The organism is Citrobacter sp. EC_71 (genome assembly GCF_019584005.1).
In the GTDB taxonomy this organism is placed as follows: Bacteria; Pseudomonadota; Gammaproteobacteria; order Enterobacterales; family Enterobacteriaceae; genus Citrobacter; species Citrobacter werkmanii.
The window spans coordinates 65052-89693 of record NZ_VDAY01000008.1; the positions used below are offsets into that span (position 1 = coordinate 65052).

The following is a 24642-nucleotide window of genomic DNA, read 5'->3' on the forward strand; positions in this document are numbered from 1 at the left end:
TATTTTAGTTAGTTAAGCGCTTTATCATTCGGTTCTTTGAACAGGGCTTTCATCTCGTCTGACAGTTCGAAATTCATGTTCAGGTTCTTCGGTGGAATTGGGTTTTTAAACCACTTATCAAACCATTTTTCCGCTTCGCCTGAGGTCTGCGCCTTGGCGATAGTGTCGTCCATCAGCTTTTTGAACTCAGGGTCATCTTTGCGCAGCATGCAGCCGTAGGCTTCCTGAGACTGTGGCTTGCCGACGATCTCCCAGTTGTCTGGTTTCTTCGCCTTCGCGCGTTCGCCAGCCAGCAGGGCGTCATCCATCATAAAGGCAACGGCGCGGCCGCTTTCCAGAGTACGGAAAGAGTCACCATGGTCCTTCGCGCTGATGATGCGCATATCCATTTTTTGTTCTTCGTTCAGCTTGTGCAGCAGCACTTCCGAGGTGGTACCCGAAGTCACGACCACGGCCTTGCCTTTCAGGTCAGCGAAATCTTTAACATCACCGCCTTTTTTCGCCAGCAGACGGGTGCCAACAACGAAAATAGTGTCAGAGAATGCCGCTTGTTTTTGACGCTCGACGTTATTGGTGGTGGAGCCACATTCAAAGTCGAAGGTACCGTTTTGCAGCAGCGGGATACGGTTCTGTGAGGTGATCGGGATCAGTTTTACCTGTAGGTCAGGCTTGTTGAGTTTTTTCTTCACGGCTTCAACGATGGCGTTGGAGTAATCCTGTGAATAACCGACCACTTTTTGCTGATTATCGTAGTAAGAAAACGGTACCGATGATTCACGGTGGCCGACAACGATAACGCCATTTTTGGCGATCTTGTCCAGCGTGCTGCCTGCCGCTGGTGCTGCGTCTTCTGCGTGCGCCAGACCGGCGGACATTCCCATGACCAGCATAGCAGTGGCGAGCTTACGTAATTGCATATCCAACTCCTTTATCGTCTGCGCCAGGGACGCATTGATACCCATTGTGATGTTGTTATTGTTTGCTACTTAAACGTGCAGTCTTGTATATGTTTGTTAACATTTAGTTTGGATGAATGTAAAGAATTTGCTGTGTTATTGTTTATTTTTGCGAAGTGCGCCGCACCATTTGGGGGCAAAAATATCTTGTTGCACTTTTCAGGTGCTACCAAAGCTCAACTTTGGTGCGACCAGGTTGCACATTCAGCCAAAACGGCGTTTGCCTTGTATAACAAAGCAATAGGCGTGCCATAATGGGCAGGGTAGGGAGTTTGTCGGCCGGATAAACAAATCGTTATCCGGCTTGGGGAAGGAAGGTTATTTACGACGCTGGCGCAGGCTCATTACCAGCGCGCCAAAGCCAAACAGCGCGGTAAGCAGCCATAGCGGCCAGTTACCGGTCCGGGCATACGGGGTTAAGCCCGTGGTTGGCGTCACGCTGGTGGTCAGCACCTGACGGGTAAACTGCGGGATCATCGCCTGAATTTCACCCTGTGGACCAATCACCGCCGTAATACCGTTGTTGGTGCTACGCAGCAGCGGGCGCGCCAGTTCCAGGGAACGCATACGCGCCATCTGGAAGTGCTGCCACGGGCCGATAGACTTACCAAACCACGCATCGTTAGAGATGGTGAGCAGATAGTCCGTATCCGGGCGGAAGTTATCACGAACCTGTTCGCCAAGAATGATTTCGTAGCAGATAGCTGCGGTCAGCTTAAAGCCATGCGCATGCAGCTGTGGCTGCACATACGGTCCGCGGCTGAACGACGACATAGGCAGGTCAAAGAACGGCGCTAACGGGCGCAGGATCGATTCCAGCGGGACAAACTCGCCAAACGGTACCAGATGGTTTTTGTTGTAGCGGTTGCTGGAGTCGTAGCTGTACGGACTGTCTTTACCCAACGTGATGATGGTGTTGTAGGTGTCGTAACGGTTCTGCTTATTCAGCCGCGCGTCTACGATACCGGTAATCAACGTGCTGTTTTTCGATTTCAGCAGGTCATCCATCATGCTCAAAAAACGCTGCTGGTTAATTTCCAGGTCCGGGATAGCGGACTCCGGCCAGATGATCAGCTGTGATTTGCCCATTTCGGGCTGGGTGGCGTCGAGATAAATTTTCAGCGTGTTAAGTAGCTGACCCTCATCCCATTTGAGTGATTGTGGAATGTCACCCTGGACCATCGAAACCTGAGTCGTTTTTTCCGGCTCAAGCGTATACCACTGGATATAGCGCAGCGGGAAGGGCAGAGCGAAAAGCACCATGCCAGCAATCAGCGATTGCCAGTTACGCTGTACGATAGCCAGCGCCAGCAGGCCGCTGACCATCATCAGCAGGAAGTTTATCGCTTCAACGCCCATCACCGGCGCCAGCCCTTTTAGCGGGCCGTCAATCTGGCTGTAGCCGAACTGCAGCCACGGAAAGCCGGTCAGCACCCAGCCCCGCAGGAACTCGGTTATCTGCCAGACAACCGGCGCGGCAATGGCGACGCGTAGCCAGGTTGTTTTCGGCCACAGGCGTGACAACACGCCAGCAAACAGACCGGTATAGAGTGAAAGGTAGGCGGCAAGCAGTACCACAAGGAAAACGTTAACCGGACCTGGCATACCGCCAAACTGCGCGATGCTGACGTAGACCCAGTTAATGCCGGAACCAAACAACCCCAGGCCCCAGAAGTAGCCGATAGCGGCTGACTGAAGTGGACGGCGGTTGAGGGTGAGAGCCTGCAGGCCCATCAGCGATACGATCGCCGCAGGCCAGATGTCATACGGAGAGAAAGCCAGCGTCCCGCAGGCACCGAATAATAACGCCAGCAGCAGGCGAATGCGCTGGCGTTCAATTAGTGAGGCAAATGCCATGTAGTCTTAGATCCAGTTTCGGGTTTATTCGTCCAGTTTGGGCTGGGGTGAGTCGTCCGGAATTCTGACATGAACCTGAATAATACGACGGCTGTCGGCCATTGCCACTTTGAACTGGTAACCATCAATGTCGATAGTCTCCCCACGAGCGGGCAGATGACCAAAGGCCTGCATGACCAAACCGCCAATGGTATCGACTTCTTCGTCGCTAAAGTGGGTGCCAAAGGCTTCGTTGAAGTCCTCAATTGGCGCCAGCGCGCGAATGGTCCAGGTGTGGCGACTGAGCTGACGGAAGTCGATATCATCTTCTTCGTCGTACTCATCTTCGATTTCACCAACAATCAGTTCAAGGATGTCCTCAATGGTCACCAGACCAGAGACACCGCCGAACTCGTCGATGACGATAGCCATATGATAACGCTGGGAGCGGAACTCTTTCAGCATGCGGTCAACGCGCTTGCTTTCCGGTACGACAACCGCCTGGCGTAACACTTTCTCCATGCTGAAAGCTTCGGCATCGCTGCGCATAAACGGCAGCAGATCTTTGGCCATCAGAATCCCTTCAATGTGATCTTTGTCTTCGCTGATCACCGGGAAACGCGAGTGGGCTGACTCGATAATGACATCGAGGCATTCATCCAGGGTCTGGTTGCGTTTCAGGGTAATCATTTGCGAGCGGGGGATCATGATGTCGCGAACACGCTGGTCCGCAATGTCCATCACCCCTTCGAGCATATCACGCGTATCTTCATCGATAAGGTCGTTCTGCCCGGAATCACGGATCAGCTCCAACAGTTCGTCGCGGTTTTTGGGTTCACCGTGGAAAAGTTGGCTCAGTAACAGGGAAAAGAATCCCTTTTTGCTGGTTAACGTGTCACTACTGTGTGAATTGTCGTCGCTCATGGCGTCGTATGGGTTCTCATGTTAGTTAATAGATCGCTCAATGCGCGTAAACTCAGCGCATGGCTTCATGGGAAGCCCGGGCAGATGCCCGACGGCTTATTCCTTCTCGGCAATGTACGGATCCTCATAGCCCAGAGCAAGCATAATCTCTGTTTCGAGGGATTCCATTTCTTCCGCTTCATCATCTTCGATATGGTCGTAGCCGAGTAAATGCAGGCTACCGTGCACCACCATGTGCGCCCAGTGGGCTTCAAGCGGCTTACCTTGCTCCTGAGCTTCTTTCTCAACCACCTGACGGCAGATGATCAGATCGCCCAGCAGCGGCATCTCAATGCCCGGCGGAGCTTCAAACGGGAAAGAGAGCACGTTGGTTGATTTATCTTTTCCGCGATAGGTCAGGTTCAGCTCGTGGCTTTCCGCGTCATCGACCAGGCGAATCGTCACTTCAGACTCTTCCTGAAACTGCGGGATTACCGCATTCAGCCAGCCCTGAAACTGACTTTCTGTGGGTAAACCGGTTTCGTCTTCACATGCCAGCTGTAAATCGAGAATAACCTGACTCATTTTTGCTCCTGCTCCTGAGCTTCGCGCTTGCGTTCCGCTGCCAGCTCGGCTTTACGTTTCTGTTCTGCTTCTTCCCAGGCTTCATACGCCGTGACGATACGGGCGACTACCGGGTGGCGAACCACGTCTTCGCTGTGGAAGAAATTAAAACTAATCTCGTCGACTTCGGCCAGCACCTCAATGGCATGACGCAGACCTGACTTGGTGCTACGCGGCAGGTCAATCTGAGTGATATCGCCGGTGATGACCGCTTTGGAGTTAAAGCCGATACGGGTCAGGAACATTTTCATCTGTTCGATGGTGGTGTTCTGGCTTTCATCAAGAATGATGAACGCATCGTTCAAGGTACGACCGCGCATATAGGCCAACGGCGCCACCTCAATGACGTTACGCTCGATCAGTTTTTCGACCTTCTCAAAACCGAGCATTTCGAATAGCGCGTCATACAGCGGACGTAAATACGGATCGACTTTCTGGCTGAGATCTCCCGGCAGGAAGCCCAGTTTTTCACCCGCTTCCACTGCCGGACGGGTCAGCAGAATTCGACGGACCTCCTGGCGCTCAAGTGCATCGACCGCGGCGGCAACCGCAAGATACGTTTTACCCGTACCCGCAGGGCCAACGCCGAAGGTGATGTCGTGATCGAGAATGTTGGCGATATACTGTGCCTGGTTTGGCGTACGCGGTTTAATCACTCCGCGTTTGGTTTTGATATTCACCGCTTTGCCAAATTCCGGCACGCTGTCCGCGCTTTGCTCAAGCACTCGCGCTTCTTTAATCGCCAGATGAATTTGCTCAGGTTCAATGTCCTGGGTCTGACCGCGCATTGGGGCGGTATCGACATACAGGCTGCGTAAAATATCAGCCGCAGCGGTGACGCAAATTGGGCGACCGGTCAGCTTAAAGTGGTTATCCCGACGGTTAATTTCGATGCCGAGACGACGTTCCAACTGTTTGATGTTGTCATCAAATGGACCGCAAAGGCTCAACAGGCGGGCGTTGTCTGCGGGTTCAAGGGTGATTTCGCGAGTGTCTATGTTCAAACTGTTCCTCTTTAGCATGTCTCGCCGGACGCTGAACATTTACCGGCATCTAAGGAAATTATTCACGCCATAGGGAAAAGGCGCAAGCATTGCAATAAATATGGGGATTGCAGGAGGAAATACAAGGCCCGCCAGAGCTGACGGGCCAGAAGATTAAGGCTGGTAAATACCTACACCCAGATCGTTTTCTTTGCGGGTACGCGCAATGACCGACTCAGGGGATTCTGCGATGCGCAGACCCATTTCGTCTTCGGTGCGAACCACTTTACCGCGCAGGGAGTTTGTCCAGACATCGGTAATTTCAACATCCACAAACTTACCGACCATTTCCGGTGTGCCTTCAAAGTTCACGACACGGTTGTTTTCGGTACGTCCTGACAACTCCATGATGCTTTTGCGCGACGTACCTTCAACCAAAATGCGCTGGATTGTGCCGACCATACGACGGCTCCAGGCCATGGCCTGCTGGTTGATACGCTCCTGCAGGATATACAGACGCTGTTTTTTCTCTTCTTCCGGTACGTCGTCAACCATATCGGCGGCCGGGGTGCCAGGACGCGCAGAGAAGATAAAGCTGTAGCTCATGTCAAAATTCACGTCTGCAATCAGCTTCATGGTCTGCTCGAAATCCTGTGTGGTTTCGCCTGGGAAGCCAACGATGAAATCCGAGCTAATCTGAATGTCCGGACGCGCTGCGCGCAGTTTGCGGATAATCGCTTTGTATTCCAGCGCGGTATGGGTGCGCCCCATCAGATTCAGTACGCGATCTGAACCGCTCTGTACCGGCAGGTGCAGGAAGCTCACCAGCTCCGGCGTGTCGCGATAAACTTCAACGATATCATCGGTGAATTCGATCGGATGGCTGGTGGTGAAGCGGATGCGGTCAATGCCGTCGATCGCCGCCACCAGACGCAGCAGGTCAGCAAAGGATCCTGTTGTGCCGTCATAGTTCTCACCGCGCCAGGCGTTGACGTTTTGCCCCAGCAGGTTCACTTCACGCACGCCTTGCGCCGCAAGCTGAGCGATTTCGAACAGGATGTCATCCGCCGGGCGGCTGACTTCCTCACCGCGGGTGTAGGGCACCACGCAGTAGGTACAATATTTATTACAGCCTTCCATGATGGACACAAACGCGCTTGGACCTTCAGCACGCGGTTCCGGCAGGCGGTCAAACTTTTCTATCTCCGGGAAACTGATATCAACTACCGGGCTACGGCTAGTGCTTCCACGTACTTTGTTGATCATTTCCGGCAGGCGATGCAGAGTCTGCGGCCCAAAAATAATATCGACGTAGTGGGCGCGCTGGCGAATATGGTCGCCTTCTTGTGACGCGACACAGCCACCGACACCGATGATGAGATTGGGGTTTTTCTCTTTTAACAGCTTCCAGCGGCCCAACTGATGGAAAACTTTTTCCTGAGCCTTCTCACGGATTGAGCAGGTATTCAGCAGCAGCACATCCGCTTCTTCCGCCACGTCGGTCAGTTGATACCCATGAGTGGCATCCAGCAGATCGGCCATCTTCGATGAATCGTATTCGTTCATCTGACAGCCCCAGGTTTTAATATGGAGTTTTTTGGTCATCGACTTGCTCTTGCGAAATTGTGGCTGAAATGCAGGGCGCATAGTGTACTGCTTTGGCGCGGTTGTGACCAGTATGACGGATGTCAGCCTCAAGGGGTAAAAAATCCTGTAAACTTACACAATACATGTAACAGGATGATTGACCACATGACAAATCAACCAACGGAAATTGCCATTGTCGGCGGGGGGATGGTCGGCGGCGCGCTGGCGCTTGGACTGGCGCAGCATGGATTTACGGTAACGGTCATTGAACACGCCGTTCCCGCGCCGTTTGTGGCTGATGGACAGCCCGATGTCAGAATTTCCGCCATTAGCTCCGCCTCGGTGTCGTTGTTGAAAGGACTGGGGGTCTGGGATACGGTTCAGGGTATGCGCAGTCATCCTTACCGTCGTCTGGAAACGTGGGAATGGGAAAATGCCCATGTCATGTTTGATGCCGCCGAGCTTAAGTTACCTTTGCTGGGCTATATGGTGGAAAACACGGTTCTGCAACAGGCGCTCTGGCAGGCGCTGGAAGCTCACCCGAAAGTCACGCTGCGCGTACCGGCGTCATTGATCTCTCTGCATCAACATAACGATCGGCATGAGCTTGAACTGGCTGGCGGTGAGAAAATCAGCGCGAAGCTGGTGATCGGCGCGGATGGCGCAAATTCTCAGGTGCGGAAAATGGCCGGGATTGGTATTCATGCCTGGCAATACGCGCAGTCCTGTATGTTGATCACCGTACAATGCGAGAACGCACCCGGCGACAGCACCTGGCAACAATTTACACCTGACGGCCCACGCGCGTTTTTACCGCTGTTTGATAACTGGGCCTCGCTGGTGTGGTATGACTCACCAGCGCGTATCCGCCAGTTGCAAGGCCTGACTATGTCGCAATTGCAGGCGGAGATCGCCAAACACTTCCCGTCACGACTCGGCAACGTTACGCCTGTGGCGGCGGGGGCATTCCCGCTTACGCGTCGTCACGCGTTGCAATATGTGCAGCCAGGCCTTGCGCTGGTAGGCGATGCCGCGCATACCATTCACCCGCTGGCGGGGCAGGGCGTTAATCTGGGGTTCCGTGATGTGGATGCGCTGATTGACGTGCTGGTTAATGCGCGCAGCTACGGTGAATCCTGGGCCAGTCAGCCGGTGCTGAAGCGTTATCAGAATCGTCGTATGACTGATAATTTCATTATGCAGAGTGGGATGGATCTGTTCTACGCCGGATTCAGCAACAACCTGCAGCCGCTGCGTATCATGCGTAATCTCGGGTTAATGGCCGCAGAGCGCGCAGGCGTACTGAAACGTCAGGCCTTGAAGTATGCGTTAGGATTGTAATTCAGGCAGGCCTACGGGGGAAATACGTAGGCCTGATAAGCGGAGCGCCATCAGGCGATAAACGCAGAAAAGCAAAAAGCTCGCCGAAGCGAGCTTTTTTAATATGGCTGGGGTACGAGGATTCGAACCTCGGAATGCTGGTATCAGAAACCAGAGCCTTACCGCTTGGCGATACCCCAACGGGCGCACCCACAATGTGGACGACTTTTGAAATTGGCTGGGGTACGAGGATTCGAACCTCGGAATGCCGGAATCAGAATCCGGTGCCTTACCGCTTGGCGATACCCCAACAATATTTTGGCTTTACCGAACGAGTCGATACGTCCTTAATATGGTGGCTACGACGGGATTCGAACCTGTGACCCCATCATTATGAGTGATGTGCTCTAACCAGCTGAGCTACGTAGCCTGATACTATTATATTCTTCGATGGCTGGGGTACCTGGATTCGAACCAGGGAATGCCGGTATCAAAAACCGGTGCCTTACCGCTTGGCGATACCCCAATGACCGTTGCGGTGAACCGCTATATCGAAGAAAAAATGGCTGGGGTACCTGGATTCGAACCAGGGAATGCCGGTATCAAAAACCGGTGCCTTACCGCTTGGCGATACCCCATCCGTGCAACGCTTACGGGTGAATGGTGCGGGAGGCGAGACTTGAACTCGCACACCTTGCGGCGCCAGAACCTAAATCTGGTGCGTCTACCAATTTCGCCACTCCCGCAAAAAAGATGGTGGCTACGACGGGATTCGAACCTGTGACCCCATCATTATGAGTGATGTGCTCTAACCAGCTGAGCTACGTAGCCATCTTTTTTTCGCGTAACCTTATCGGCGTTGCGGGGCGCATTATGCGTATTGAGCCTTGAAGCGTCAACCCCTTTTTCATTGAAAATAGCTGGAATGTGACTGTTTGGTTAGGTTGCGAACAGCATGGCGCAATATTCGGCAATTATTAGTTATTAATTGTTTTTTTGCACAGAAAACAGACATAAAAAAAGAGCCCCGCAGGGCCCTTTTCTAAGGATTAACTTATTTATAAGCGGACTGATGTACGCCAACTGCACGGCCAGAGGGATCGTTCATGGTTTTAAACGCTTCATCCCATTCAATCGCTTTGGCAGAAGAACAGGCTACTGATGGCCCGCCAGGCACACATTCCGCCGCGCTGGCAACCGGGAACAATTCTTCAAAAATCTCACGGTACAAATACGCTTCTTTAGATGATGGCGTGTTGTAAGGGAAACGGAAGCTGGCGGTTTCCAGTTGCTGGTCAGAAACTTGCTCAGCAGCCACTTCTTTCAAGGTATCAATCCAGCTGTAACCGACACCATCAGAGAACTGCTCTTTCTGACGCCATGCGACGCTGGCAGGCAGGTAAGATTCAAAACATTCGCGCAGCACATGTTTTTCCATTTTGCCGTTGCCGCACATTTTATCCTGCGGGTTGATGCGCATTGCCACATCAAGGAATTTCTTATCCAGGAAGGGCACGCGAGCTTCCACACCCCAGGCAGACATCGCTTTGTTGGCGCGGGCGCAGTCGAACATATGCAGCGCCTGCAGCTTACGCACGGTTTCTTCATGCAGCTCTTTCGCGTCTGGCGCTTTGTGGAAATAGAGATAGCCGCCGAATACTTCGTCAGAGCCTTCACCCGACAGCACCATTTTAATGCCCATCGCTTTAATTTTACGCGACATTAAGTACATTGGCGTCGATGCGCGGATCGTTGTGACATCGTAAGTTTCGATGTGATAAATCACGTCGCGGATAGCATCCAGACCTTCCTGCACGGTGAAGTGGATCTCATGGTGCACGGTCCCCAGATGGTTCGCTACCTCTTGCGCGGCTTTCAGATCCGGTGCGCCTTCCAGCCCGACGGCGAAGGAGTGTAACTGTGGCCACCAGGCTTCGCTACGTTCCTGATCTTCAACACGGCGCGCCGCGTATTTTTTCGTAATCGCGGAAATGACGGATGAATCCAGACCACCGGACAGCAGCACACCATAAGGAACATCTGACATCAGGTGGCTTTTCACTGCATCTTCCAGCGCCTGACGCAGCTCGTTTTTATCGGTCACGTTGTCTTTGACCGCATCGTATTCAAACCAGTCGCGCTGATAGTACTGACGAATTTCGCCGTCCTTACTCCACAAATAGCTACCGGCCGGGAATTCTTTGATCGTGCGGCATACCGGAACCAGGGCTTTCATTTCAGACGCGACGTAGAAGTTACCGTGTTCGTCGTAACCCATATACAGTGGGATGATCCCGATATGATCGCGACCAATCAGGTAAGCGTCCTGTTCGCTGTCGTACAGGGCAAAAGCAAACATGCCTTGCAGGTCATCCAGGAACTCTGGGCCTTTTTCCTGATACAGCGCGAGGATAACTTCGCAGTCTGAACCCGTCTGGAACTGATAGCGATCGCCATATTCCGCTCGCAGCGCCTGATGGTTATAAATTTCACCGTTAACAGCCAGGATATGCGTTTTTTTCACGTTATACAGCGGCTGAGCGCCGGCATTGACGTCGACGATGGACAGACGTTCGTGCGCCAGAATGGCGTTATCACTGGCGTAAATACCTGACCAATCCGGGCCGCGATGGCGCATCAGACGAGACAATTCCAGGGCTTTTTTACGCAGTTCAACTGCGTCAGTTTTAATATCGAATACGCCAAAAATAGAACACATAACCTTCTCCGTTAACCTGTTGCGTAATGCTTTTTATGTTTGCTTGATAAAGAAAATGCCGCAAAGCGGGAGAGGGCGCAAGCGAATTACGGTGCGGAAAATAAAAAACGCAATGGTCATTGCTGATTGATGAAAAAAGATTATGTAATGAGCGCTATTATTAATGAATCAACAGTGAAGTGGTGATTTTATTGAATGGATGTATTTTTCAGGCCGGATAACTTGCAGATGTTGTTATCCGGCTAAAGAGATTAAATGACGTCTATTTCAGCAACGGACGGGTAAATCCAGCTCGGTCTGAACGGCATGCTGTCGATGTCGTCAAGCGTTGAGACGCCAGACAATACCAGAATGGTTTCCAGACCGGCCTGGAATCCTGCCAGAATATCGGTACGCAGGTTATCGCCAACGATAACGGTCTCTTCTGAGTGCGCCTGCATTTTGTTGAGTGCCGCGCGAATAATCCACGGGCTGGGTTTGCCGACATAAAACGGCTTACGACCAGAGATTTTCTCGATACCGGCGCAGAGCGCCCCGCAGGCTGGATAAAAGCCGCGGCCGTGAGTATCCGGGTTTGTGGCGATGAAACGCGCGCCGTTAGCGACAAAATATGCTGCTTTATGCATCATGTCCCAGTTGTAGGAGCGCGTTTCGCCAACAATCACAAAATCGGGGTTCACGTCGGTAATGGTAAATCCGGCTTTATATAGCTCATGAATTAATGCGCCTTCACCTACCACGTAGGCCTTTTTCCCTTCCTGGCGACGAAGAAAATCAGCGGTAGCCATGGCGGAAGTATAAAAGACGCTATCGGGGACATTCACACCCGCGGTGGCGAAGCGGTTTGCCAGATCTTGCCCGGTCTGTGAAGGATAGTTAGTCAGCAGAACTAACGGCAGGCCTTTTTCCAGGATCCCGGTCAGAAATTCTGCCGCACCCGGTACGGCAACATTGTCGTGCATCAGCACGCCGTCGATATCACAAATTACATTCTTAATGGTCATGAACAACCCAGGGAATTAGTTATGAGTCTTATAGTAATCCACTACTATATGAGAGCATTAGTTTTCCAGCAAACGTTGGAGCAGTGTACCGTTGAGCATCGCACGCTTCACCAGCGCAAAGGCGCCAATGGCGGAACGGTGATCCAGCGTGGAACGCACCACCGGTAAATTGTGGCGAAACGCTTTCAACGCCTGCGTGTTGATACAGCTTTCTATTGCAGGCAACAGCACTTTATCCGCCTCAGTAATTTCGCCTGCAATGACGATTTTTTGCGGGTTAAACAGGTTGATGGCGATGGCAATGGTTTTACCCAAGTGGCGACCAACATGTTCAATAACTTCTGCCGCCAGGTTATCGCCCTTATTCGCCGCCTTACAGATAGCTTTAATGCTGCAATCATCCAGCGTGAGTCGGCTGGGATAACCCTGTTTCAGTAAGTTTTGCACGCGGTGTTCGATAGACGCATTGGCGGCAATGGTTTCCAGACAGCCGAAGTTACCGCAGTGACAGCGCTCACCCAGTGGCTCTACCTGAATGTGACCAATCTCGCCCACGTTGCCATTGCGACCGATAAAAATTCGGCCATTGGAAATAATTCCCGCCCCGGTTCCGCGGTGAACACGCACTAAAATGGAGTCTTCGCAATCCTGGCTTGCCCCAAAATAGTGCTCAGCCAGCGCCAGGCTGCGGATATCGTGACCGACAAAGCAGGTCACCTTGAAGCGTTTTTCGAGCGCTTCGACCAGCCCCCAGTTTTCGACCTGAATGTGTGGCATATAGCGAATGACGCCGCTTTCAGGATCAACCAGACCGGGCAGGATGACGGAAATCGCAATCAGCTCGCGGATTTTCCGCTGGCAGCTGTCAATAAAAGTGGCAATGGTGTTGAGCAGCGCATACTCCAGCGTTTCCTGGGTGCGCTCCGGGAGAGGGTAATGCTCTTCGGCGACCACTTTACTGCTCATATCATAGAGCGTGAGCGTGGTGTCGTGACGGCCCAGACGTACGCCAATGGCGTGGAAATTGCGAGTTTCGGTGACGATTGAGATAGCGCGGCGGCCCCCGGTGGAGGCCTGCTGATCGACTTCTTTGATCAGCCCGCGTTCGATCAACTGACGCGTAATTTTGGTTACGCTGGCGGGGGCAAGCTGGCTTTGCTCGGCAATCTGAATGCGCGAGATTGGCCCATGCTGGTCAATCAGGCGATAAACCGCCGCGCTGTTAAGCTGTTTTACGAGATCAACATTACCTATTTGAGCTTGTCCGCCTGGTGTCATTCTTTCTCTTACTCAGTAACGACCTCGTTGCCATTAACGATGGTCTTGATGATTTTAAAGTCGTGCGTGAACGCAGTCAGGTTGGCTACTTTGCCTGGCGCGATGCTGCCGAGTCGTTTGTCGACGCCAATGGCGCGAGCAGGGTAGAGCGTTGCCATGCGTAACACTTCGTCGAGCGCGATATTCGCATGTTCGACCAGATTGCGTACGCCTTCAATCATGGTTAATGATGAACCGCTCAATGTCCCGTTCTCATCAACGCATAATCCATTCCGGTAGTATATTGTTTTACCAGCGAAAATGAACTGTTCAATATTTGCACCTGCCGGCGCGGTCGCGTCGGTAACCAGGCACAGCTTGTCGCCTTTCAGGCGCTTGGCATTACGGATATTGACGTAGTCAACATGCAGACCATCAGCGATGATACCGCAATAAATATCGGCTTCATCAAGAATAGCGCCCGCCAGGCCAGGTTCACGGCCCGTTATATAAGGCATGGCGTTAAACAGATGCGTTGCGAAGCTAATTCCTGCGCGGAAGCCGATTTTGGCCTCTTTTACCGTCGCATTTGAGTGACCGGCGGAAACCACAATACCTGCATTTACCAGTTTGGTGATGACCTCTACAGGGACCATTTCTGGTGCCAGCGTGACTTTGGTTATCACGTCAGCATTATCGCACAGGAAATCAACCAACGCAGCGTCCGGTTGACGGACAAATCCCGGATTATGGGTGCCTTTTTTCACCAGATTCAGCCACGGACCTTCCAGATGAAGCCCTAATGCCTGATTCGGGTGCTTCGCCAGGTATTCACGCATGACGCGAACGCCTTGTTTCATCAGGTCGTCGCTGGTGGTGATAAGCGTAGGCAGATAGTTGGTGCAGCCTGATTTTTCATTGGCTTTCTGCATGATTTCCAGCGTTTCAACGGTCACGGCTTCTGCCGTATCGTTAAACTGTACGCCGCCGCAGCCGTTTAGCTGTACATCGATAAAACCGGGGGAAATAATGGCCCCATTCAGTGAGCGCTGTTCAATTCCTGACGGTAACTCAGCCAGTGGGCAAACGCTGTCAATCAGGCCATTGGCGACAACAATCGCATGGTCATCAAGAATTTCGTGACCGGTAAAAATCCGGCCCTGGGTTAAAGCATACATTCCGACCCCCGATTTCAAAAAATGCCGCCCTGCAACTTATCGACAGGGCGGAGACATCAATTACAGACCTTTAATATTTTCCGCTTCTAACTCGTTAAAGTATTTCAGCGTTTTCACTTTCAGTTCCATGGTGGAAGGCTCATCGCATACCACAACGGCTTTTGGATGCAGCTGCAGACAGCTGATGGTCCACATGTGGTTAACGTTCCCTTCAACGGCGGCTTGCAGCGCCTGCGCTTTCTGATGACCCAGTACCAGGATCATCACCTCTTCGGCATCCAACAGGGTGCCCACGCCCACGGTCAGGGCATATTTAGGCACCTGGCTTACGTCGCCGTCAAAGAAGCGTGAGTTAGCAACACGCGTGTCGTGAGTCAGCGTTTTGATGCGGGTACGGGAAGCCAAAGAAGAGGCTGGCTCGTTGAACGCGATGTGACCATCGTTGCCTACACCGCCCATAAACAGGTGGATTTTACCGTAAGAACGGATTTTTTCTTCATACTGACGGCATTCTGCATCAATATCCGGCGCGTTACCATTGAGGAGGTTGATGTTTTCTGCTGGAATATCAACGTGATCAAAGAAGTTGCGATGCATGAAGCTGTGATAGCTTTCCGGATGCTCTTTCGGCAGGCCAACATATTCGTCCATATTGAAAGTAACAACATGTTTGAAGCTCACCTGGCCCGCTTTGTGCATTTCTACCAATGCTTTATAAGCTGTCAGCGGAGTACCGCCCGTCGGCAGGCCCAGAACGAACGGGCGATCTGCCGTTGGTTTGAACGCGTTAATACGGTTAACGATATGGCGAGCAGCCCATTTGCCGACTTGTTCAGCGGTATTCAGGGGGATCAGTCTCATTCTTCACCTCAAAAGTAAATGTAAGCAATTGGCGGATTGAGTCTCTGTGCAGTATTAAGCGTAACCTGGTTTTGCATCGGTAAGGATCAATCCGTTTCGATTTTTTGAATGATAAAATAAGTTTTCGTAGTTAGCCAGTGGAAGGGAGGGTTAATAACGATATTTGGTGACTGGAATCACAAAAAACACGCGTTTAATTTGCGATACGAATTAAATTTTCACACACTCTGAATGTAGATGAATGGTTAATATCGTTGATCCAGAATCTTGCTGTCAGGAATGGTCGCACAATAAAAATATGGCTTCAAAGAAGCCTAATCGGGGTCTCGTAGGGGGAATAAAATGAATATTTTAGGTTTTTTCCAGCGGCTGGGTAGGGCGTTACAGCTCCCCATCGCTGTGCTGCCAGTCGCGGCACTGTTGCTGCGATTCGGCCAACCAGATTTACTAAACGTACCTTTCATCGCGCAAGCGGGCGGGGCTATCTTCGATAACCTGGCGCTGATTTTCGCTATCGGTGTGGCTTCCAGCTGGTCAAAAGACAGCGCGGGTGCGGCAGCGCTGGCGGGTGCGGTCGGTTATTTTATATTGACCAAAGCAATGGTTACCATTAACCCGGCCATCAACATGGGTGTGCTGGCGGGTATCATCACCGGTCTGGTCGGCGGTGCGGTGTATAACCGTTGGTCTGGTATCAAACTGCCTGATTTCCTGAGCTTCTTTGGCGGCAAACGCTTCGTGCCGATCGCCACTGGCTTCTTCTGTCTGGTGCTGGCTGCTATCTTCGGCTACGTGTGGCCGCCGGTGCAAAACGCCATCCATGCAGGTGGTGAGTGGATCGTAGGCGCTGGCGCGCTGGGTTCCGGTATCTTTGGTTTCATCAACCGTCTGCTGATCCCAACCGGTCTGCATCAGGTTCTGAACACCATCGCCTGGTTCCAGATTGGCGAATTTACTAACGCCGCAGGTACCGTTTTCCACGGTGACATCAACCGCTTCTACGCGGGTGACGGCACTGCGGGTATGTTCATGTCTGGTTTCTTCCCGATCATGATGTTTGGTCTGCCGGGTGCGGCGCTGGCGATGTACTTCGCGGCTCCGAAAGCGCGTCGTCCGATGGTTGGCGGCATGCTGCTGTCCGTTGCGATCACCGCGTTCCTGACCGGTGTTACTGAGCCGCTGGAATTCCTGTTCATGTTCCTGGCACCACTGCTGTATCTCCTGCACGCACTGTTAACCGGCATCAGCCTGTTCGTTGCGACGCTGCTGGGGATCCACGCGGGCTTCTCCTTCTCCGCAGGTGCTATCGACTACGTGTTGATGTACAACCTGCCGGCAGCAAGTAAGAACGTCTGGATGCTGGTTGCGATGGGTCTGGTCTTCTTCGTTATCTACTTTGTGTTGTTCAGCGCGGTTATTCGTATGTTTAACCTGAAAACGCCGGGCCGCGAAGATAAAGAAGACGATATCGTTACAGAAGAAGCGAACAGCAACACTGAAGAAGGTCTGGCTCAACTGGCAACCAACTACATTGCTGCGGTTGGCGGTACCGATAACCTGAAAGCGATTGACGCCTGTATCACCCGTCTGCGTCTGACCGTGGCCGACTCTGGTCGCGTAAACGATGCGATGTGTAAACGTTTAGGCGCATCGGGTGTCGTTAAGCTGAATAAGCAAACCATCCAGGTCATCGTAGGTGCGAAAGCGGAATCCATTGGCGACGAAATGAAGAAAGTTGTGGCGCGTGGCCCGGTTGCGGCAGCGTCTGCTGAAAGCGCGCCAGTAGCAGCGGCCCCGGTTGCAAAACCGCAGGCTGTCGCGAACGCAGTCACCGTTGAAGCGCTGGTTTCTCCGATTACCGGTGACGTCGTTGCGCTGGAGCAGGTTCCTGATGAAGCCTTCGCCTGCAAAGCAGTAGGCGACGGCGTGGCGGTGAAACCAACGGATAAAATCGTGGTTGCTCCGGCTGCGGGCACCATCGTGAAAATCTTCAACACCAACCATGCGTTCTGTCTGGAAACTGTTAAAGGTGCGGAAATCGTCGTCCATATGGGTATCGATACCGTAGCGCTGGAAGGTAAAGGCTTTAAGCGCCTGGTTGAAGAAGGTGCGGAAGTGACTGCAGGTCAACCGATTCTGGAAATGGATCTGGATTTCCTGAACGCCAATGCACGTTCCATGATTAGCCCGGTTGTGTGCAGCAACAGCGATGACTTCGGCGCTCTGGTCATTAAAGCTGAAGGTCATGTGGTTGCCGGTCAGACACCACTGTATGAGATTAAAGGTAAATAACTGCTCCTGAGTAAAGTGAGTTAAATGCCTTAAGCGGCGGGGGATATTCCTCCGCCGCTTTTTTTTGCAGCAAATACCCTCATATATCCTGTTGAAACACCTTTTTTGTGCAACTAATAGTTGTCTCCTGACGTCGCTTATAAGATCATGTTCCGTTATACGTTGTTTACGCTTTGAGGAATCCACGATGAGTGAGGCTGAAGCCCGCCCGAGTAACTTTATTCGTCAGATCATCGATGAAGATCTGGCCAGTGGTAAGCACACCACGATCCATACCCGTTTTCCGCCGGAGCCAAATGGCTATCTGCACATTGGCCACGCGAAATCCATTTGTCTGAACTTTGGTATTGCGCAGGATTACCAGGGCCAGTGCAACCTGCGTTTTGATGATACGAACCCGGTTAAAGAAGATATCGAGTACGTTGAGTCGATTAAAAACGACGTTGAATGGTTAGGTTTCCACTGGACTGGCGACATTCGCTACTCGTCTGATTACTTCGATCAGCTTCACGCCTATGCGGTAGAACTTATCAATAAAGGTCTGGCGTACGTTGACGAACTGTCAGCAGACGAAATCCGCGAATACCGCGGTACGCTGACTCAGCCGGGTAAAAACAGCCCATTCCGCGATCGCAGCGTCGAAGAGAACCTCGCGTTGTTCGAAAAAATGCGTACCGGAGGCTTTGAAGAAGGTAAAGCCTGCCTGCGCGCGAAAATCGACATGGCATCGCCGTTTATCGTGATGCGCGATCCGGTGCTGTACCGTATTAAGTTCGCTGAACACCACCAGACCGGCAACAAGTGGTGCATCTACCCGATGTACGACTTTACCCACTGCATCAGCGATGCGCTGGAAGGCATCACGCATTCACTGTGTACGCTGGAGTTCCAGGATAACCGCCGTCTGTACGACTGGGTGCTGGACAACATCACCATCCCGGTTCACCCGCGCCAGTACGAATTCTCGCGCCTGAATCTGGAATATACCGTGATGTCCAAGCGCAAGCTGAACCTGCTGGTTACCGACAAGCACGTTGAGGGCTGGGACGATCCGCGTATGCCAACGATTTCTGGTCTGCGTCGTCGTGGTTACACCGCTGCCGCGATCCGTGAGTTCTGCAAACGCATTGGCGTGACCAAGCAGGACAACACCATTGAGATCGCCTCGCTGGAATCCTGCATTCGTGAAGATCTGAACGAAAACGCGCCGCGCGCGATGGCGGTTATCGATCCGGTGAAGCTGGTTATCGAAAACTACCCACAGGGTGAGAGCGAAATGGTGACCATGCCTAATCATCCGAATAAACCGGAAATGGGCAGCCGTGAAGTGCCGTTTAGCGCTGAAATCTGGATCGATCGCGCTGACTTCCGCGAAGAAGCGAACAAGCAGTATAAGCGTCTGGTGATGGGTAAAGAAGTTCGTTTGCGTAATGCTTACGTGATCAAGGCCGAGCGTTTAGAGAAAGATGCGCAAGGGAATATCACCACCATTTTCTGCACCTACGATGCCGACACTCTGAGCAAAGATCCGGCCGATGGTCGTAAAGTAAAAGGTGTTATTCACTGGGTCAGCGCGGCTCATGCGTTGCCGATTGAAATCCGCCTGTACGATCGTCTGTTTAGCGTACCGAACCCTGGTGCGGCAGAGGACTTCCTGTCCGTGATTAACCCGGAATCACTGGTGATTAAACACGGCTACGGCGAGCCATCACTGCAGGCCGCGGTTGCAGGCAAAGCGTTCCAGTTTGAACGCGAAGGCTATTTCTGCCTCGACAGCCGTTACGCTACGGCTGATAAGCTGGTGTTTAACCGCACCGTGGGTCTACGTGATACGTGGGCTAAAGCGGGCGAATAAGCCGCAACACATCTTGTCTAAACGCCGCATCATGCGGCGTTTTTTTATGCCAAAAAACGTGTGCCAGGCTCCGTTTGCGGAGCGAATTAATTACATGTCTGTAATAATAAAACGGCTGAATGTTTTTACGTTTAAATAACTTACCTCAATATGAGATGGGCTGAAACCGATTTCATCCTCATGGAAAACAAGCGATTTTTTCATTTTTTCAACGCTTTTTTATCTCTCGATGAAAATGTAACAGAAAGCAATGAAATATGTGCGGTTGCTCATACTATTACATACTCGTTACAGAAAGAGATTGATAATTCGCGTCGCGAAAAATAGTCTATTCATTGTAGTCACTGAGGTTTTCTTGGCGCTACTTTTTTAATTTTTGTTTTTTCGCTGACCGCTTTTATCGGCAGCATTTTTATGTCAAAGAGGATTAACATATGCGTACGTTTAGTGGCAAACGTAGTACGCTGGCGCTGGCTATCGCCGGTATCACAGCAATGTCGGGTTTCGTTGTCGCTCCCCAGGCTCACGCCGAAGGTTTCATTGATGACTCCACTTTAACCGGCGGCATCTATTACTGGCAGCGTGAACGTGACCGTAAAGATGTCACCGATCATGACAAATACAAAACCAACCTTTCTCACTCGACCTGGAACGCTAACCTCGACTTCCAGTCCGGTTATGCGGCCGATATGTTTGGTATTGATATCGCAGCATTCACCGCGATTGAAATGAACGAAAGTAGCGAAAGCGGCCATCCAAACGAAATCGCATTCTCTTCAAAAAATAAAGGCTACGACGAAGATTACTCCGGCGACAAGAGCGGAATTAGCCTGTATAAAGCAGCAGCCAAATTTAAATACGGCCCAACCTGGGCGCGCGCCGGTTACATTCAACCAACCGGGCAGACGCTATTGGCTCCGCACTGGAGCTTTATGCCTGGTACTTATCAGGGTGCCGAAGCCGGTGCCAACTTCGACTATGGTGATGCCGGCGCACTGAGCTTCTCCTATATGTGGGCCAATGAATATAAAGCGCCGTGGCACACCGAAGTCGATAAATTTTATCAGGCCGATAAAAAGACCAGCGTAGATTACCTGCACTCAATCGGCGCGAAATATGACTTCAAAAATAACCTGTTGCTGGAAGCGGCATTTGGTCAGTCCGAAGGCTACGTCGATCAATACTTCGCGAAAGCCAGCTACAAATTCGATTTAGGCGGTAACCCGTTTACCACCAGCTATCAGTTCTATGGCGCGCGCGACAAAGTTGATGATCGCACAGTAAACGATATTTATGATGGCACGGCTTGGTTGCAGGCGTTAACCTTCGGCTACAAAGTGGCGGAGGTGGTTGACCTGCGCCTGGAAGGGACCTGGGTTAAAGCAGACGGGCAGCAGGGTTACTTCCTGCAGCGTATGACCCCGACCTACGCCTCATCAAACGGTCGTCTGGATATCTGGTGGGACAACCGTTCTGACTTCAACGCCAACGGCGAAAAGGCCGTCTTCTTCGGTGCAATGTATGACCTGAAGAACTGGAACCTGCCGGGTTGGGCAGTCGGTGCGTCCTACGTTTACGCCTGGGATGCCAAGCCATCTACCTGGCAGCTCAATCCGGATGCGTACTACGACAAAAACCGGACTATCGAAGAGTCTTCTTACAGCCTGGATGCGGTCTATACCCTGCAGGATGGTCGTGCAAAGGGCACCATGTTTAAACTGCACTTCACCCAGTACGACAACCATTCAGACATTCCGAGCTGGGGCGGTGGTTACGGCAACATCTTCCAGGATGAACGCGACGTGAAGTTCATCGTTATTGCTCCGTTCACCATCTTCTAATGCCAACAGCGGCAGACCAGACGTCTGCCGCTCCGTTGAGGAAAGTGCTATGAAAAAACTGATACTCATCGCCATTATGGCATCAGGGCTGGTGGCTTGTGCGCAATCCCCTTCGCCGAAAGAAGACAGTCGCCTGAAAGAAGCCTACAGCGCGTGTATTAACACCGCGCAAGGATCGCCGGAGAAAATTGAAGCCTGCCAAAGCGTGCTGAATGTGTTGAAGAAAGAAAAGCAGCACCAGCAGTTTGCTAATGAAGAAAGCGTACGCGTACTGGATTATCAGCAGTGTATCCAGGCCACGCGCACGGGTAACGATCAGTCCGTTAATGCTGATTGTGACAAGGTCTGGCAGGAAATTCGTAGCAAGAACGCTGCGCAGTAATTCGAAAAATGCTACGGGCGGAGAATTTTCCGCCCGTTTGCTTGTACGAGAACCAAAGCAGGACCAGCGTCATGCGCGTGAAGTCTGGCGCGGCGGTGAGCCAGTGCATTACCGGCCAGGTGGTGAGTAGTGCGAGTACGGTAATCCCCATCAATACCGGACGACGACCAATTCTGTCGATATAAGCACCCAGCACGATTGCGCCAACGGGCTGCATTAAAAAAACCGAACCGAAAGCCGCAAAGGTCAACATGAGCCCGGCAAACTCACTCTCCGCGGGGAAAAACGTCTTTGCAATATAGGTGGCGTAAAACCCGAACAGAAAAAGTCGAACTGTTCGAGAAAATTACCGCTGGTTACCCGCAGTATTGCGCCGAAAGTTCCGGCGCGCGATGGTTGTTGTGTCATTGGGTTTGCTCCACTGTCTTATCATAATATTTATAGAGGTAAGAGTTTGCGGGTTAGTCGCCTGTGACCCCCGCCTGTTTGCCGCGCCGTTTCTCAATCGCCCACTTGAGTAAGGCTGCGCAGCGGTAAAATCCGTGGGCAAATTTTCCGTAAGGAATGGTCAGAAAAAGCGCCATGACCACGCCGAGATGAATGGCCAGTAAAATAGCCATCCATGAAGTGTCCCTTCCCGCCAGCAGCGCCAGACCAGTCAAACTGGTCAGCAGCAGCAGCAAAATAAAACCGCGATCCATCGGTTTTTGCCGGGCGTCGCCATGCAGCGGTGAACGCTTAAGATTCAGCCATAGCAAGCCCGCCGGGCCGACAACCAGACCAATGCCACCCAACGTGCCCAGCATCACCGGCACGCTGAAGAACGGGTAGGGCGCTTCTATACCTGCAAAGTAGTGATAGCCCGTTGCCACCACGGTGGCGGCAAAGCAGAGCATAAAACCGTAGAAGGTAAAGTGGTGGAAACGGCGGCGCATCAGGGTGAAAGCATCATCCGCTTCGTTACAACCTTTGCCGTGGCCACCATCGAGATATTTCAGCGTCAGCACATCGTGTGAGGCTTCAGCAATCTCGGCGGAACGCGGCATACCCGGAGAGATCTCGCGCCAGAAGCGGATTACGCCCGCCATCAGCAAACCGATCGCCAGAATAAACACCGAACCAAACATCCAGGCCAGCAGGTTATGCGGGAAAATTTGATAGAAATCCCCGGCCAGTGGAGGATGGAATAATGAACCTTTCAAACCTATAGCGAGGAGTAAAAACAGGATCAGACCGAAAACCAGCGCCAGCGTCACGGTGACGCCTGCGCGACGATAAAGCGTGCCAAAGGCGGCGGGCTGCGCGTAATGCTGATAGGTTTCGAGCCGGACTTCCGCCATCGCCTTCGGTACGTTGATGGCAAATTCATGAGGCGGGGCATACTGACATGCGTGCAGGCAAGCGCCGCAGTTATGGCACAAGTTTGCCAGGTAATTGATATCCGCTTTACCGAATTCCAGACGCTGCGTCATGGCCGGGAATACGGCGCAAAAGCCTTCACAATAGCGACAGGCATTGCACACTTGCATCACACGTTCAACTTCCGCTTCCGGTTCGGTGATAATTTGCGCTTCGATGATCAGTTTCTCAAGCTGCTTCATGACGAGTCTCCTTACGTGCAGCCAGCGCGGCTTCTTTTCCGGCAATGCGGCCAAAGGTCGTGCCGATCGACATCCCCACGCCTGCGGTGTAGCCCTTACCCAGCACGTTGCCCGCCATCATCTCTCCGGCGACAAACAGATTACGGCTTGGAAGCCCGGCAAAATGCACCGCGGCGCGTTCGTTCACTTTTAACCCAAGATAAGTGAAGGTGATCCCTGGCCGCAGGGCATAGCCGTAGTATGGCGGCTGGTCCAGCGGTCGCGCCCAGTGCGTTTTCGCGGGTAGCAAATCTTTGGTGGTGCAGTTATCCAGAACGGTATGGTCGAACTGGCCGGGCTGGCAGGCGTTGTTGTACTCCGTCACGGTGTGGGTAAAGCGTTCGGCATCCAGTCCTAACTGAAGGGCCAGTTCTGCCAACGTATTGGCCTGCGCGCCGGGAAAGACCGGAGGCATAAAGTGGCCGATAGCTTTACTGTCGATGATGGAGTAACCAATCTGCCCTGGCTGTTGAGCGACCAGACGTCCCCATATGGCGTAGCGTTTCGGCCAGAAATCTTCGCCTTCATCATAAAAACGATCTGCGTCACGGTTTACCATTATGCCCAGCGAGACGCAGTCCACGCGGGTGCAAATTCCGCCATCATATAATGGTGCTCTGGCATCAATAGCCACGCAGTGTGACTGGGAGGGATCGCCGATAATGTCGGCTCCGGCATCCATCATAAATTTGAGCAGTACGCCCTGGTTAAAGCGCGTGCCGCGAATCAGGAAGTTATCCGCAGGCCACTCGCCGCGCTCGTTCTCTCCCCACGCTTCTCGTAGCCATTCACGGTTGGACTCAAACCCGCCAGCGGCAAGCACGCAGGACTTAGCGGTGATGCGCTCTTCGCCTGCCAGCGCCGCCACGAACTCGCCATTACGCAGTTCAAGCGCCTGAACGGGGGTGTTATAGCGAATTTGAACGCCCAGCTTTTCTGCGCTGCGATAATAGGCATTCACCAGGGCCTTTCCACCGCCCATAAAAAAGGCATTGGTTCGCGCCACGTGTAAAGCGCCGGAGAGAGGAGGTTGAAAGTTAACGCCGTGCTGACGCATCCAGTCACGGCATTGTGAAGAGGTACGGATCACCAGACGCGCCAGCGCTTCGTTGGTATTCCCTTCCGTGACGCGCCACAGATCCTGCCAGAATTCTTCTTCAGGATAGCTTTCCACCAGCACATCCTGCGGCGCGTCATGCATACAACGTAAATTACGTGTGTGTTGGGAGTTTCCTCCGCGCCATTCACGGGGAGCCGCTTCGAGCAGGAGTACCGAAGCTCCTTGCTCCCGGGCGGTCAAGGCAGCACACAACGCGGCATTGCCACCGCCAATCACCAGAACATCAACCATCGTATACTCCATTACCATTTAACTATTTGTTAAATTTGTAATTGAAATGTATA

18 protein-coding genes, 7 tRNA genes and 1 pseudogene are annotated in these 24642 nt (G+C 52.3%); 5 read left to right on the plus strand and 21 right to left on the minus strand.

What is annotated here, in order from left to right:
* Positions 1–8: 8 nt before the first annotated feature.
* The 6 genes from gltI to miaB all read right to left on the minus strand — a co-directional run bounded on the left by gltI (position 9) and on the right by miaB (position 6907).
* Positions 9–917: a glutamate/aspartate ABC transporter substrate-binding protein GltI gene (gene gltI, locus FHD02_RS10685; protein ID WP_003022762.1), complete on the minus strand. Its 909-nt coding sequence runs from the start codon at positions 915–917 to the stop codon at positions 9–11.
* A 357-nt stretch (positions 918–1274) separates the two neighbouring features.
* The gene (gene lnt, locus FHD02_RS10690) at positions 1275–2813 is read right to left on the minus strand and encodes an apolipoprotein N-acyltransferase (RefSeq protein ID WP_137370879.1); all 1539 of its coding nucleotides are present in this window, start codon (positions 2811–2813) and stop codon (positions 1275–1277) included.
* Positions 2814–2837: 24 nt separating this feature from the next.
* Complete coding sequence (gene corC, locus FHD02_RS10695; RefSeq protein WP_038638785.1) at positions 2838–3716, minus strand: CNNM family magnesium/cobalt transport protein CorC; 879 nt, start codon at positions 3714–3716, stop codon at positions 2838–2840.
* 96 nt (positions 3717–3812) lie between these two features.
* Positions 3813–4280, minus strand: a complete 468-nt coding sequence (gene ybeY, locus FHD02_RS10700; RefSeq protein ID WP_137370878.1) for an rRNA maturation RNase YbeY — start codon at positions 4278–4280, stop codon at positions 3813–3815.
* Complete coding sequence (locus FHD02_RS10705) at positions 4277–5323, minus strand: PhoH family protein (protein ID WP_042309794.1); 1047 nt, start codon at positions 5321–5323, stop codon at positions 4277–4279. The genes ybeY and FHD02_RS10705 overlap by 4 nt, the downstream gene beginning before the upstream one ends.
* A 153-nt stretch (positions 5324–5476) precedes the next feature.
* Positions 5477–6907, minus strand: a complete 1431-nt coding sequence (gene miaB, locus FHD02_RS10710; protein ID WP_042309792.1) for a tRNA (N6-isopentenyl adenosine(37)-C2)-methylthiotransferase MiaB — start codon at positions 6905–6907, stop codon at positions 5477–5479.
* Between the two features lie 147 nt (positions 6908–7054).
* Between miaB and ubiF the strand changes: the two genes are divergently transcribed.
* Complete coding sequence (gene ubiF / locus FHD02_RS10715; RefSeq protein WP_137370877.1) at positions 7055–8230, plus strand: 3-demethoxyubiquinol 3-hydroxylase; 1176 nt, start codon at positions 7055–7057, stop codon at positions 8228–8230.
* A gap of 104 nt (positions 8231–8334) precedes the next feature.
* Here ubiF and FHD02_RS10720 read toward each other — a convergent pair.
* The 12 genes from FHD02_RS10720 to nagB form a co-directional block, all read right to left on the minus strand.
* Positions 8335–8409 (minus strand) — tRNA-Gln (locus FHD02_RS10720).
* Positions 8410–8444: 35 nt separating this feature from the next.
* Positions 8445–8519: transfer RNA gene (locus FHD02_RS10725), tRNA-Gln, on the minus strand.
* 43 nt (positions 8520–8562) lie between these two features.
* Positions 8563–8639 (minus strand) — tRNA-Met (locus FHD02_RS10730).
* A gap of 21 nt (positions 8640–8660) precedes the next feature.
* Positions 8661–8735 (minus strand) — tRNA-Gln (locus FHD02_RS10735).
* Between the two features lie 37 nt (positions 8736–8772).
* Positions 8773–8847: transfer RNA gene (locus FHD02_RS10740), tRNA-Gln, on the minus strand.
* A gap of 23 nt (positions 8848–8870) precedes the next feature.
* Positions 8871–8955 (minus strand) — tRNA-Leu (locus tag FHD02_RS10745).
* A gap of 8 nt (positions 8956–8963) precedes the next feature.
* Positions 8964–9040 (minus strand) — tRNA-Met (locus tag FHD02_RS10750).
* 223 nt (positions 9041–9263) lie between these two features.
* Positions 9264–10928: an asparagine synthase B gene (asnB, locus tag FHD02_RS10755; RefSeq protein WP_003835552.1), complete on the minus strand. Its 1665-nt coding sequence runs from the start codon at positions 10926–10928 to the stop codon at positions 9264–9266.
* 251 nt (positions 10929–11179) lie between these two features.
* Positions 11180–11932 (minus strand): ribonucleotide monophosphatase NagD, encoded by a 753-nt coding sequence (gene nagD, locus FHD02_RS10760; protein ID WP_038638796.1) that lies wholly within the window; start codon positions 11930–11932, stop codon positions 11180–11182.
* 57 nt (positions 11933–11989) lie between these two features.
* Positions 11990–13210, minus strand: coding sequence for an N-acetylglucosamine repressor (locus FHD02_RS10765; protein ID WP_042309787.1), 1221 nt, complete (start codon positions 13208–13210; stop codon positions 11990–11992).
* 8 nt (positions 13211–13218) lie between these two features.
* Positions 13219–14367 carry an N-acetylglucosamine-6-phosphate deacetylase gene (gene nagA, locus FHD02_RS10770; RefSeq protein ID WP_042309784.1) on the minus strand — a complete coding sequence of 383 codons (1149 nt, stop codon included), beginning with the start codon at positions 14365–14367 and terminating at the stop codon, positions 13219–13221.
* A gap of 60 nt (positions 14368–14427) precedes the next feature.
* Complete coding sequence (nagB, locus tag FHD02_RS10775; RefSeq protein ID WP_003022803.1) at positions 14428–15228, minus strand: glucosamine-6-phosphate deaminase; 801 nt, start codon at positions 15226–15228, stop codon at positions 14428–14430.
* A gap of 342 nt (positions 15229–15570) precedes the next feature.
* Here nagB and nagE point away from each other — a divergent pair, with 342 nt between their 5' ends.
* The 4 genes from nagE to chiQ all read left to right on the plus strand — a co-directional run bounded on the left by nagE (position 15571) and on the right by chiQ (position 21598).
* A complete protein-coding gene (nagE, locus tag FHD02_RS10780; protein WP_220393868.1) occupies positions 15571–17520 on the plus strand; it encodes a PTS N-acetyl glucosamine transporter subunit IIABC in 1950 nt (649 codons plus the stop codon).
* Positions 17521–17707: 187 nt separating this feature from the next.
* A complete protein-coding gene (glnS, locus tag FHD02_RS10785) occupies positions 17708–19375 on the plus strand; it encodes a glutamine--tRNA ligase (protein ID WP_220393869.1) in 1668 nt (555 codons plus the stop codon).
* 434 nt (positions 19376–19809) lie between these two features.
* Positions 19810–21216 carry a chitoporin gene (gene chiP / locus FHD02_RS10790; RefSeq protein WP_038638807.1) on the plus strand — a complete coding sequence of 469 codons (1407 nt, stop codon included), beginning with the start codon at positions 19810–19812 and terminating at the stop codon, positions 21214–21216.
* A gap of 49 nt (positions 21217–21265) precedes the next feature.
* The gene (gene chiQ / locus FHD02_RS10795) at positions 21266–21598 is read left to right on the plus strand and encodes a ChiQ/YbfN family lipoprotein (protein ID WP_038638809.1); all 333 of its coding nucleotides are present in this window, start codon (positions 21266–21268) and stop codon (positions 21596–21598) included.
* A 148-nt stretch (positions 21599–21746) separates the two neighbouring features.
* On the opposite strand, the pseudogene FHD02_RS10800 reads toward chiQ, so the two are convergent.
* The 3 genes and pseudogenes from FHD02_RS10800 to tcuA all read right to left on the minus strand — a co-directional run.
* Positions 21747–22006, minus strand: a pseudogene (locus tag FHD02_RS10800) (hypothetical protein); the annotation flags it as partial.
* Positions 22007–22059: 53 nt separating this feature from the next.
* Positions 22060–23199: a tricarballylate utilization 4Fe-4S protein TcuB gene (tcuB, locus tag FHD02_RS10805; protein WP_137360511.1), complete on the minus strand. Its 1140-nt coding sequence runs from the start codon at positions 23197–23199 to the stop codon at positions 22060–22062.
* The gene (tcuA, locus tag FHD02_RS10810) at positions 23186–24589 is read right to left on the minus strand and encodes an FAD-dependent tricarballylate dehydrogenase TcuA (protein WP_042309774.1); all 1404 of its coding nucleotides are present in this window, start codon (positions 24587–24589) and stop codon (positions 23186–23188) included. Before tcuA ends, tcuB begins: the two co-directional genes overlap by 14 nt.
* Between the last annotated feature and the right edge of the window lie 53 nt (positions 24590–24642).

Bases quoted from the DNA above. Each gene is read 5' to 3' on its own strand.
- nagD (WP_038638796.1), bottom strand. From the start codon at position 11,932: ATGACCATTAAGAATGTAATTTGTGATATCGACGGCGTGCTGATGCAC.
- tcuB (WP_137360511.1), bottom strand. From the start codon at position 23,199: ATGAAGCAGCTTGAGAAACTGATCATCGAAGCGCAAATTATCACCGAA.
- nagE (WP_220393868.1), top strand. From the start codon at position 15,571: ATGAATATTTTAGGTTTTTTCCAGCGGCTGGGTAGGGCGTTACAGCTC.
- chiQ (WP_038638809.1), top strand. From the start codon at position 21,266: ATGAAAAAACTGATACTCATCGCCATTATGGCATCAGGGCTGGTGGCT.
- gltI (WP_003022762.1), bottom strand. From the start codon at position 917: ATGCAATTACGTAAGCTCGCCACTGCTATGCTGGTCATGGGAATGTCC.
- FHD02_RS10765 (WP_042309787.1), bottom strand. From the start codon at position 13,210: ATGACACCAGGCGGACAAGCTCAAATAGGTAATGTTGATCTCGTAAAA.
- tcuA (WP_042309774.1), bottom strand. From the start codon at position 24,589: ATGGTTGATGTTCTGGTGATTGGCGGTGGCAATGCCGCGTTGTGTGCT.
- corC (WP_038638785.1), bottom strand. From the start codon at position 3,716: ATGAGCGACGACAATTCACACAGTAGTGACACGTTAACCAGCAAAAAG.
- nagB (WP_003022803.1), bottom strand. From the start codon at position 15,228: ATGAGACTGATCCCCCTGAATACCGCTGAACAAGTCGGCAAATGGGCT.
- chiP (WP_038638807.1), top strand. From the start codon at position 19,810: ATGCGTACGTTTAGTGGCAAACGTAGTACGCTGGCGCTGGCTATCGCC.
- lnt (WP_137370879.1), bottom strand. From the start codon at position 2,813: ATGGCATTTGCCTCACTAATTGAACGCCAGCGCATTCGCCTGCTGCTG.
- miaB (WP_042309792.1), bottom strand. From the start codon at position 6,907: ATGACCAAAAAACTCCATATTAAAACCTGGGGCTGTCAGATGAACGAA.
- ubiF (WP_137370877.1), top strand. From the start codon at position 7,055: ATGACAAATCAACCAACGGAAATTGCCATTGTCGGCGGGGGGATGGTC.
- nagA (WP_042309784.1), bottom strand. From the start codon at position 14,367: ATGTATGCTTTAACCCAGGGCCGGATTTTTACCGGTCACGAAATTCTT.
- glnS (WP_220393869.1), top strand. From the start codon at position 17,708: ATGAGTGAGGCTGAAGCCCGCCCGAGTAACTTTATTCGTCAGATCATC.
- ybeY (WP_137370878.1), bottom strand. From the start codon at position 4,280: ATGAGTCAGGTTATTCTCGATTTACAGCTGGCATGTGAAGACGAAACC.
- asnB (WP_003835552.1), bottom strand. From the start codon at position 10,928: ATGTGTTCTATTTTTGGCGTATTCGATATTAAAACTGACGCAGTTGAA.